This window comes from Brevundimonas sp. (genome assembly GCF_036677305.1).
In the GTDB taxonomy this organism is placed as follows: domain Bacteria; phylum Pseudomonadota; class Alphaproteobacteria; order Caulobacterales; family Caulobacteraceae; genus Brevundimonas.
Window position 1 is genome coordinate 1 of the sequence record NZ_JAKFEB010000102.1, and the last position, 9845, is coordinate 9845.

A 9845-nucleotide genomic window follows, 5' to 3' on the forward strand; every position below is an offset into this window, starting at 1 on the left:
CCGGGGTCGTGGTGGTCGAACCGTTCCTGGAAGTCCGCGCCGACCTCATAGCTGGCCTGGGCGATGCAGGGGCCGACCACGGCGACCATGCGGCGCGGTTCGGCGCCGAGCGCCTGCATCGACGCGACAGTCGAGGAGATGATTCCGCCCAGCGCACCCTTCCATCCCGCATGGGCGGCGCCGACAACGCCGGCCTCGGTGTCGGCCAGCAGCACCGGCGCGCAGTCGGCGGTCAGGACGGCGCAGATGACGCCCGGCGTGGCGGTGACGGTGGCGTCGCCCTCGGGCCGGTCGCCCTTCCAGCCGGCGACGGCGACGCGGGCGAGGCTGGAATGGATCTGGTAGCAGGCCGCGAAGTCATCCGGGCGGCCCCCCATGTGCCCGGCGACCCGTCGCCGGTTATCGGCGACGGCCGCGGCGTCGTCGGTCGAGCCCAGCCCGGTGTTCAGGCTGTCGTAGATGCCGGTTGAGACGCCCCCCTGACGCGTGAAGAAGCCGTGGCGGACGCCGGTCTTGTCGAGCAGGGGGTGGGTGATCGGTTCCAGCATCATGCTCAGTCCTCGAAGCCCGGGACGACCAGGGTGCGGGGCGAGAAGACCGCGCAGGCCTTGAACAGGGTCCCCATCTGGTCGTCGGCGGTCAGGCGGGCCAGCTGGCGCTCGATGACGGGCGCCGCGTCCGGCCGTCCCGACTTCAACCGGTCGGCGCGGGCTTCGATCCCGAGCAGGCGCAGGAATTCGCCCTGGCCCAGCGCGCCGGTCACATCGGCGCCGGCCCGGATGGCGGCCTCCTGCACGGTCGGGAAGTCGGCCCACTGTGTCAGGTCGGCCTCGCCCGGGGTGTCCAGCGGATCGACCTTCCGGTGCCGCCGCAGGGCCTGAAGCGTGTCGCCGGCCTCGGGTCTGGCCCGGCCATAGTCGATCAGCAGGGCGGCGCCCGAGGCCGCCTTGACCAGGGCCGCCACATCGCGGCCGAACGCGGCCTGTTGTTCGGAAATCTCGACGGTCTGCCCGGGCTCGACCTCGAAAGCGGGCCGCGCGAAGCCGCCGGTGATCCGCACCAGTCCGAAGGTCAGGCCGCCCTCGTCGGTGACCCCGACGCGGCGTTCGGCCCAGCCGTCCTCCGTCTTCACGAACTGGCGCGCGGGCAGGCAGTCCAGAACCTCGTTGGCGACCAGGATGACGGGGGCGTCGGTCTCGACGCTGTTCAGGTCCCTGACCCATCGGGGATGGACGTCGCTGTCGTTCAACATCCGGGCCTGGGCCGCACGCAGGGGCGGGCTGGGCTCGATCAGGACCAGATCGACGGCGGCGAGAAAGTCCGGGGCCAGTCGCGCCGCGCGCAGGGCGTCGGCCATCAGGGTGCCGTCGCCCGGACCCACCTCGACCAGCCGGACGCGCTCGGGCGCGCCCAGCCGCTGCCACAGCTCGACCGCCCACAGGCCGATCAGTTCGCCGAACATCTGGCTGACCATGGGCGCGGTGACGAAGTCGCCCGTCGCGCCGATGGCGGGCCGGGTGGCGTAGTAGCCGCCCTCGGGATCGTGCAGGCAGCGGACGACATAGTCGGCCACCGTCATCGGTCCGGTCAGGGTGATCTCGCGCGCCAGTCTTTCCGCGAGCGACATCAGGCGGCGGCGGGCGGCCGGCTCCAGGCGCGCCACATCAGCACGGCGCCCACGATCATCATCGGGATCGACAGCATCATGCCCATGGTCAGGCCCAGCGGGAGTTCAGACAGCTTGCCCGCGTCCGGCTGGCGCACATTCTCGAGCAGGGCCCGCGACAGGCCGTATCCGAACAGGAAGATGCCGGTGACATAGCCCGGCTTGGCCAGCAGCCTGCCCTTGTGAACGGCGAACCAGAGGACGGCGAACAGGACCAGTCCTTCCAGACCGGCTTCATACAGCTGGCTGGGGTGGCGCGGCACGTCGCCGGCCGGGCAGCCGTTGTAGAGGCGGTAGATCCGGTCGTTGCAGAAGCGGACGGCCCAGGGAACGGTCGTCTCGCGGCCCCACAGCTCGCCGTTGATGAAGTTGGCCAGACGGCCGAAGAACAGGCCGATCGGCGCGGCGGGGGCGACCAGATCGCCGAGGCTGAGCAGCCGGATCCTGTGGCGCCAGGCGAACCAGACGATGGCGATCGAGACGCCGATCAGACCGCCGTGGAAGGACATGCCGCCGTCCCACAGCCGGAACAGCGACAGCCGCTCGCCCCAGTCGGCCCCGGTGAACAGGCGACCGTACAGCGAGGGCTGGTAGAAGAGGGCGTAGCCGAGCCGGCCGCCCAGAATGATGCCGAGCGTGACGTAGAGGACCAGATCGTCCAGCTGCAGCGTCGTGACCGGCGGCCTGGCCGGTTGCCACAGGGCGTTGGCCTTCACCAGCCGCGAGGCATACCACCAGCCCAGAACGATGCCGGCGACATAGGCCAGCGCGTACCAGCGGATATCCAGCGGGCCGATGCTGAGCAGCACCGGGTCGAACTCGGGAAATTGCACGGGCGCTCCTGACGGGTGGTCCTGAATGCCGTTTAGCAAGCGGAGCCGGGCGCGTCCCTGAAATTTCAGCAACAACGCATTGGCCGGGGCCCAAATCAGGCCATAGATCGCATCGACAGCAAGGTTTCGTTCACCATATCGGCGGAACCTTGGTTAACGAAGCTCGCGGGTGCGGGCGGGAGATTTCTCATGCAGACGCGCAACCCCATCCTCGACGAGTTCGCAAAGCTGACGACCGGCGCCATGGGCCTGGCCCAGGCCGCGGGGGAGGAGGCCAAGACCGCCTTCCGCGCGCAGACCGATCGCATGGTGGCGGAAATGGATCTGGTCCGCCGCGACGAGTTCGACGCCCTCAAGGCCGAGATCGCCGCGCTCCGCACCGAGATCGCGGCTCTGAAAGGCGCTCAAAAGGCGGCGAAAAAGCCTGCCACGGGAACGTCCACAGCGTCGGTTCCCCCTCAGGACGCAGCCGGTTGAGCCGAATCTGCGAACCCGCCTACCGTTGCGTGACAGGGCGTGAGTCGCGCCCGGAGAGTGCCTGATGGACGCTGTACGGCCCGAAGAAGTCGATGTTCCCTACGATCCGCTGGATGTCGTGGAACACGTCCTGGTGGCCGAAAACCTGCCGTTCGACCGCACCGATGAAGGCGACCTGGCCTTCGCCCTGGCCGGCGACTGGAAGGACTATGAACTGTGGTTCGCCTGGCGTCCCGAAGGCGACTGCCTGCAGCTGTGCTGCGCCCTCGATCTGCAGGCGTCGAAGGCGCGCCGCGCCGCCGCCTATGAGCTGGTCGGCCTGATCAACCAGCGGACCTGGATGGGCCATTTCGAGGTCTGGGCCGAGGACGGCGAGATCGTCTTCCGCCATTCGCTGGCCCTGCCGATGGGCGAGCGCCCGACCCTGGCCCAGGCGGCGTCCATGATCGACGCGGCCGTCGAGGCCGCTGACCGTTACTACCCCGCCTTCGACTTCATGATCCGCGGATCGAAGAAGCCGCAGGACGCGATCGACGCCTGCCTGTTCGAGACCGTCGGCACGGCCTGACGGCCATGACCCCTCCCGCACCTTCCGGCCCTGTCGTCCTTCTGGGCTGCGGACGGCTGGGCTCCGCCATCGTCGAGGGATGGCTGAAGACCGGCGCGGTGGATCCCTCCGATCTCATCATTCTCACGCCCTCCGCAAAGCCCGTGGCCGAACAGGCACGGGCGCGCGGCGCGCGGATCAATCCGCCGCACGACGAGCTTGAAGCCGCCCGTGTGCTGGTGCTGGCGGTCAAGCCGGCGATGTGGCGGACGGCCCTCGCGCCGCTGATCGCCCGCCTGGGCCCGCGCACGCAGCTGGTCTCGGTCATGGCGGGCGTGTCGGCGGCGGACATGAGCGAAGTCTCGGCGCGGCCTGTCGCGCGGGTCATGCCGACCACGGCCGTGGCGCAGGCGAGGGGCGTCGCGGCTGTGTGGTCGGCCGATCCCGGGGCGCTGGAAACCGCACGGGATCTGTTTTCCCCCATGGCCGAGGTCGTGGATCTGGAGACGGAAGGGCAGATCGACGCCGCGACGGCGGTCGCCGGTTCGGCTCCGGCCTTCATCTACGCCTTCGTCCAGGCGCTGGCGGACGCGGGGCAGGCCGAAGGGCTGTCCATGGAGGCGGCGCGCCGCCTGGCCCGGGGCGCGCTGCGTTCCGCGGGAGCCGGGGTCGAGACGGATGAGGCGCTGGAGGCGCTGGTCGCCCGCATCGCTTCGCCGGGCGGCACCACACGCGCCGGTCTGGACGCCATGTCGGCGAGCGGCGATCTGGAGCGGGCGGCGACCGCGGCGGTCACCGCCGCCGTGCAGCGGGCGCGCGCCTTCTAGCGCTTCTGGTAGCGGCCTTCGGCGAGATTGTCGGCCAGTCGACGATAGACCCGGTCCGCATCCTGCCAGGTCGTGAAGCCGCGCACATCGGCGAGATTGCTCGAATACCAGTCGTACTGGACCGGATGGACCAGGCCGTCGGCCGTGGTCACGTGACCGGTAATGGTCGCGCCGCCGGTCGAGATGCTGCGAAATCCGTCCAGTCCGGGCGTATCGGCCATCTGCTGCATGGTCGGCCGGTTGGGCCTGACGTCCGCGAGGGTCAGGTTTATCTCGGCGCCGTCGAGGGAGCCGCGCCGCGTCAGGGTCTGCCGCACGACCTCGGCAAGGCGCCTGGCCTGTTCCTCGATCTCGCGCTGGCCCAGTTCGTCGGCCCGTTCGATCAGGTCAGGACCCAGGGTGATGTTGACGGAGGCCGGATCGGCCAGGGCCGGCGAGGCCAGCAGGGCCAGACCGGCGGCGAAGGGGGCAAGGATGGCGAGTCTGGTCATGATGATCCTCGATGTCCCCCGTCGGACGAAAGATGATCCTCAAGGCAACGCTTTACCAGCGCCGCCGCGAAATTTGATCAACCCGGGAGGCGGATGAGGGCGCGGAGCCCGCCCATGTCGCTGCGTTCCAGGGTGATGTCGCCGCCATGGCCGCGCGCGACGTCCCGGGCGATGGCCAGCCCCAGACCCACGCCCTTGTGGTTCTGGTTGCGCGAGGCGTCGAGGCGGGAGAACGGGCGGAACGCCTCTTCGTGCATGTCTTCGGGAATACCGGGGCCGTCATCCTCGACCGCGATCTCGAGCCCGCCGGAGGGCAGGGGACGGGCGCTGAGCCGGACGCGCTCGCCGTGGGCGGCGGCGTTGCCGGTCAGATTGGTCAGGGCCCGCTTGAAGGCGAGGGGGCGGAGCGAGGCCGTCAGCCCTTGCGGCGCGTCGACCTCGACTTCGGCGCCGGCGCGGCGGGCGTCCTCTGCGGCGGCGGCCAGAAGATCGGACAGGGAGACCGGCTGGGGCGCCTCGCCGGCTTCGCCGCGGGCGAAGGCGAGGTATTCGTCGATCATATGCTCCATCTCGTCCATGTCGCCGCGCATGGCGTCCGCGCGCTTGAACGGGGGAGCCAGCGCCAGCTCGAGGCGCAGGCGGGTCAGGGGGGTGCGAAGGTCGTGGCTGACGGAGGCCAGCAGGGCCGTGCGCTGATCGATGTGGCGCTGTATCCGTTCGCGCATGGCCAGGAAGGCGACGGCCGCGGCGCGGACCTCGCGGGCGCCGTGCGGCTTGAACCGTTCCTGGGTCTCGCCGCGGCCGAAGGCCTCCGCCGCCTCGGCCAGCCGCTCGATGGCGCGGACCTGGTTGCGGATGAACAGGATGGCCACGCCCATCAGCAGGACGGTGGCGATCAGCAGCCAGAGAACAAAGATGTGGGCCTGGGTGGCGACGGCGCGCTCGCGCGGCGCGATGATGCGCAGCACCCCCTGCGGCTGCTGCACCCGGATGTCGACATAGGCGGGGTAGCGGGTGGTGTCGAACCAGAAGGGCTGGTCCAGCCGGGCGGCGAGGGCTTTCTCCAGGGTGCGATCGACGACGCCCACGGGGCCGCGCCGGCTTTCGGCGGGCAGGGTCGCGCCGTCCTGCAGGGCGATGGACAGGGACATGGACCGCTGGGCGCGTTCGGAGATGACGGCCATGTTCCGGGGCGTCGGGTCGTCGCGCCAGCTTTCGGCCGCCCAGGCGATGTCGCCGGCCAGGCCGTCGGACAGGCGGGCGGTCACCGTCTGCCAGTGCATGTCGAAGAAGGCCCAGGTGACGGCCACCTGCATGACGAGCACCGGCAGGACGATGATCAGCAGCGACCGGCCCCACAGCGAGGTCGGCAGACGCCGCTTCAGGAATCGCGGCCAGAGGCTGGCGGGAAGCAGCCTCATCGCCGGCTCAGTCCGGGGCCAGCATATAGCCGACGCCGCGCACGGTCTGGAGATAGCGCGGGTTCTTGGGGTCGGCCTCCAGCTTGCGGCGCAGGCGGGTGACCTGGACGTCCACGGCGCGGCCGGTGATGTCGGCGGTGTCGGGCGACAGGCTCATGCGTTCGACCGCCGAATGGGCGTGGATGGCCAGGGTCTTCAGCAGCTGGGCCTCGGCCTCGGTCAGGCGCTGGGGCTTGCCGTCCTTCGACAGTTCCAGCCGCTCCATGTCGAAGACCGCGGGGCCCAGCTTGATCTCGCGCGGGGTCAGGGGCTTGCCGCCGGTGCGGCGCAGGATGGCGTCGACCCGCAGCGCCAGCTCGCGCGGGTCGAAGGGCTTGGACATATAGTCGTCGGCGCCGCGCGACAGGCCCTCGATCCGGTCGTCGGGATCGCCGCGCGCGGTCAGCAGCAGGACCGGCGTCTTCGAGGTTTCCGCCTTGGACCGGACCCAGGTCGTCAGGTCGAAGCCGCTCTCGCCGGGCATCATGACGTCCAGAACGACCAGATCGAACTCGATCAGCTCCATCATCCGCTTCGCCGCGGCCGCGTGGGCGGCGCCCGTGACGCGATAGCCTTCGCGGGCGAGAAATTCCTTCAGCAGTTCGCGGATGCGGTCGTCGTCATCGACGACCAGCAGGTGCCGACCGGCGCCGGGGCCCGCGATCGGGCCGGACCGGCCATAGGGACGCACGTCGCTCATGCGGATGTGATCCGGGCGCCGCTCCAGGCGTTGACCTGAGCGGTTCGGAGGGCTCTAACCCGGTGTTCTTCGCGGGAGACGTTATTCAATGGCCTTCGTTCCTTTCGACGATCGTGACGGCTGGATCTGGATGGACGGCGATTTCGTGCCCTGGCGGGAAGCGAAAACGCACGTTCTGACCCATGCCCTCCACTACGGCTCGTCGGTGTTCGAGGGGGAGCGTATGTATGGCGGCGAAATCTTCAAGCTGACCCCGCATAGCGAACGCCTGAAGCGCTCTGCAAACCTGCTTGATTTCGACCTTCCGTACAGCGTGGCCGAGATCGACGCGGCCTGCAAGGAAACCTGCGAAAAGATGGGCCTTTCCGACTGCTATGTGCGGCCGGTGGCCTACCGTGGGCCGGAACAGGTCAGCGTCTCGGCGGCCAACAACAAGACCCACGTGGCCATCGCCGTCTGGGAGTGGCCCAGCTATTTCGACGCCGCGACCAAGGCGAAGGGAATCCGGCTGGAGTGGGCCAAATGGCGCCGCCCCGACCCGATGACCGCGCCGTCGGCGGCCAAGGCGGCGGGCCTGTACATGATCTGCACCATGTCCAAGACCGCGGCCGAGAAGCGCGGCTATGCGGACGCCATGATGCTGGACTGGCGCGGCTATGTCGCCGAGGCGACCGGGGCCAACGTCTTCTTCGTCCAGGACGGGGTCCTGCACACCCCGCCTGTGGATGCGATTCTGGACGGCATCACCCGCCAGACCGTCATCGAGATGGCCGCCGCCAAGGGCATTGAGGTGATCGTTCGCCACATCCGGCCCGAGGAACTGGCGACGTTCAGCGAATGCTTCGTCACCGGCACCGCCGCCGAGGTGACGCCGGTGAGCGAGATCGGCGAATACCGATTCACCCCCGGCGCCCTCAGCCTGGGCCTGATGGAAGACTACGGCCGGCTGGTCCGCGGCCAGATCTAGGCTGATGCGGGCCTGCGGCGACGCAGGCCCCACCAGACCGCGCCGCCGATCACGATCAGCGGCAGGGCGGCCGACCCCACGGTGATCAGGACCGCCAGCACGTCCATGGACAGGCCGAACGCGCCGGACAGCGCGTGCGCCACCGACCGCGTCGGACTGTCGGCGGCCAGAACGCCGCCCGGGCGGTATTCGAGCGTCAGCCGCGCCGACTGGACCCGGTCGTTCAGGGCCTTCAGCTGGCTCTGCTGGGCGTCGTACTGGCGCTGCAGCCCGGCCAGCTCGCGCTCGATCTCCAGCCGTTGTTTCAGGGTCCCGCCGGAGCGGGCCTGCAGGACGCGGATGCGTTCGGACAGGGAGGCGGTGGTCGCCGAGCCGGTCGCGGCGACTTCGATGCCCGCCGTGACGTCCTCGCCCTCGGTGACCGCCTCGTCCAGACGGCCCCCCGCGTTCTGCGCGTCCAGCGCCAGATTGGCCCGGAAGCGGTTGATCCAGTCGGGCTGGCCGCGAAGCTCCAGACGGCCGCCCGGATCGCGCGCGGTCCAGTCCGCCCGGGCCGAGATCACCTGACAGAAGCCGGGCCCGGCCGAGGCGCAGGCCAGTTCATGCCGGCTCATCAACTCCGCGCCGCGGTCGCGAGGCAGGGAGAGGGCGTAGCGGTAGGCGTAGGCGATCCGGGCCACGGGGGCGAGCGGCTGGGGCGGCGAGACGGCGCGGGCCGCGGCGCCGGGGTCGGCCGGGGCGGCGGCCCCGGTCTCGACGGCGGCTTCGGCCACGGCCGCGTCGGAGGCGAAATCCTGTGACCCGTCCGGCACGGCCGGACCGCAGGCGGACAAAACAGTCAAACTGGCCGCGGCCAGCATCAGAGCCTTGCGCATCGTCTTGATCTCCCTGTCCCGTGTCGATCACGGTTCCGTGATGACGCGCGTGGATCGCGACGGATTCAGGGCTCAAAACAAGCGAAACGGCGGCTTGCCAGAGAGCGCCGTCTGGCGTTCAACGGGACGAAGCTGGCGGGGAGCCGGCCGGGAAACGCCTTTCATGTTCAGCCTGCTGAATCTCCAGAGCCTGCTCGGGCTCGTCGTCATCGTCGCGGCCTGCTGGGCCCTGTCCGAGAATCGGCGGGCCTTCCCCTGGCGGCTGACGCTGGGGGCGATCGCGGTGCAGGCGGTGCTGGTGCTGGCGCTGTTCGCCATTCCGGGCTCGCAGAACGTGCTGGCGGCGATCACGGGAGCCGTGGACGGTCTGGCGTCCGCGACCAACCAGGGCACGCGGTTCGTGTTCGGCTATCTGGCGGGGGGCGACCAGCCCTATGCGGTGCAGAACGACGGCGCCCTGTTCACCTTCGCCTTCCAGGTCCTGCCGCTGATCCTCGTGATCTCGGCCCTGTCGGCCCTGCTGTGGCACTGGAAGGTCCTGAAGTGGATCACCCACGGCTTCGGCATCCTGTTCCAGCGGACGATGGGTCTGGGCGGGGCCTCGGCGCTGGCGGTGGCGGCCAACATCTTCCTGGGCATGATCGAGAGCCCCATCGTCATCCGCGCCTATCTGGACAAGCTGACGCGGTCCGAGCTGTTCCTGATGATGGTGGTCGGTCTGGCGACGGTCGCGGGCTCCACCATGGTGGCCTATGCGGCCATCCTGTCGCCGGTGATGGCGAACGCGGCGGGCCATGTGCTGGTGGCCTCGATCGTCTCGGCGCCCGCGGGCGTGCTGCTGGCCCGGATCATGATCCCCGAGAAGCCCGGCGAGGGCGGGACGGTGGCCGACTATGACTCCGCGTTGAAATACGACAGCGCCATCGACGCCATCGTCAAGGGCACGGCCGACGGCCTGATGGTGGTGCTGAACATCTCGGCGGTGCTGATCGTGTTCGTGGC

The 9845-nt window shown here is 69.8% G+C and carries 12 protein-coding genes; 5 read left to right on the forward strand and 7 right to left on the reverse strand.

Annotated features, from left to right (window positions below):
• The 3 genes from V6M42_RS06095 to lgt form a co-directional block, all read right to left on the reverse strand.
• The coding region (locus V6M42_RS06095; RefSeq protein WP_332677854.1) for a polyphenol oxidase family protein at positions 1 to 551 on the reverse strand (551 nt) is incomplete at its 3' end.
• Positions 552 to 553: 2 nt separating this feature from the next.
• The gene (locus tag V6M42_RS06100; RefSeq protein ID WP_332677863.1) at positions 554 to 1627 is read right to left on the reverse strand and encodes a class I SAM-dependent methyltransferase; all 1074 of its coding nucleotides are present in this window, start codon (positions 1625 to 1627) and stop codon (positions 554 to 556) included.
• The gene (gene lgt, locus V6M42_RS06105) at positions 1627 to 2499 is read right to left on the reverse strand and encodes a prolipoprotein diacylglyceryl transferase (RefSeq protein ID WP_332658083.1); all 873 of its coding nucleotides are present in this window, start codon (positions 2497 to 2499) and stop codon (positions 1627 to 1629) included. Before lgt ends, V6M42_RS06100 begins: the two co-directional genes overlap by 1 nt.
• Positions 2500 to 2688: 189 nt before the next feature.
• Here lgt and V6M42_RS06110 point away from each other — a divergent pair, with 189 nt between their 5' ends.
• From V6M42_RS06110 to V6M42_RS06120, 3 genes are all read left to right on the forward strand, one after another.
• The gene (locus V6M42_RS06110) at positions 2689 to 2976 is read left to right on the forward strand and encodes an accessory factor UbiK family protein (protein WP_332658084.1); all 288 of its coding nucleotides are present in this window, start codon (positions 2689 to 2691) and stop codon (positions 2974 to 2976) included.
• A gap of 64 nt (positions 2977 to 3040) precedes the next feature.
• Positions 3041 to 3544 (forward strand): YbjN domain-containing protein, encoded by a 504-nt coding sequence (locus V6M42_RS06115; protein ID WP_332658085.1) that lies wholly within the window; start codon positions 3041 to 3043, stop codon positions 3542 to 3544.
• A 5-nt stretch (positions 3545 to 3549) separates the two neighbouring features.
• Complete coding sequence (locus V6M42_RS06120; RefSeq protein ID WP_332677855.1) at positions 3550 to 4350, forward strand: pyrroline-5-carboxylate reductase family protein; 801 nt, start codon at positions 3550 to 3552, stop codon at positions 4348 to 4350.
• Here V6M42_RS06120 and V6M42_RS06125 read toward each other — a convergent pair.
• From V6M42_RS06125 to V6M42_RS06135, 3 genes are all read right to left on the reverse strand, one after another.
• On the reverse strand, positions 4347 to 4841 hold the full coding sequence (locus V6M42_RS06125) for a hypothetical protein (protein WP_332658087.1): 495 nt from the start codon (positions 4839 to 4841) through the stop codon (positions 4347 to 4349). The two genes, V6M42_RS06120 and V6M42_RS06125, sit on opposite strands and share 4 nt — an antisense overlap.
• A 77-nt stretch (positions 4842 to 4918) precedes the next feature.
• On the reverse strand, positions 4919 to 6262 hold the full coding sequence (locus tag V6M42_RS06130; protein ID WP_332677857.1) for an ATP-binding protein: 1344 nt from the start codon (positions 6260 to 6262) through the stop codon (positions 4919 to 4921).
• A 7-nt stretch (positions 6263 to 6269) separates the two neighbouring features.
• On the reverse strand, positions 6270 to 7001 hold the full coding sequence (locus V6M42_RS06135; RefSeq protein ID WP_332658089.1) for a response regulator transcription factor: 732 nt from the start codon (positions 6999 to 7001) through the stop codon (positions 6270 to 6272).
• A gap of 88 nt (positions 7002 to 7089) precedes the next feature.
• Between V6M42_RS06135 and V6M42_RS06140 the strand changes: the two genes are divergently transcribed.
• Positions 7090 to 7968, forward strand: coding sequence for a branched-chain amino acid aminotransferase (locus V6M42_RS06140; protein ID WP_332658441.1), 879 nt, complete (start codon positions 7090 to 7092; stop codon positions 7966 to 7968).
• On the opposite strand, the gene V6M42_RS06145 is transcribed toward V6M42_RS06140, so the two are convergent.
• Entirely contained in the window at positions 7965 to 8843 is an 879-nt protein-coding gene (locus V6M42_RS06145) for a DUF4349 domain-containing protein (protein ID WP_332677859.1), read from the reverse strand. The two genes, V6M42_RS06140 and V6M42_RS06145, sit on opposite strands and share 4 nt — an antisense overlap.
• Positions 8844 to 9006: 163 nt before the next feature.
• On the opposite strand from V6M42_RS06145, the gene V6M42_RS06150 reads away from it, so the two are divergent.
• The coding region (locus V6M42_RS06150; protein WP_332677861.1) for a Na+ dependent nucleoside transporter N-terminal domain-containing protein at positions 9007 to 9845 on the forward strand (839 nt) is incomplete at its 3' end.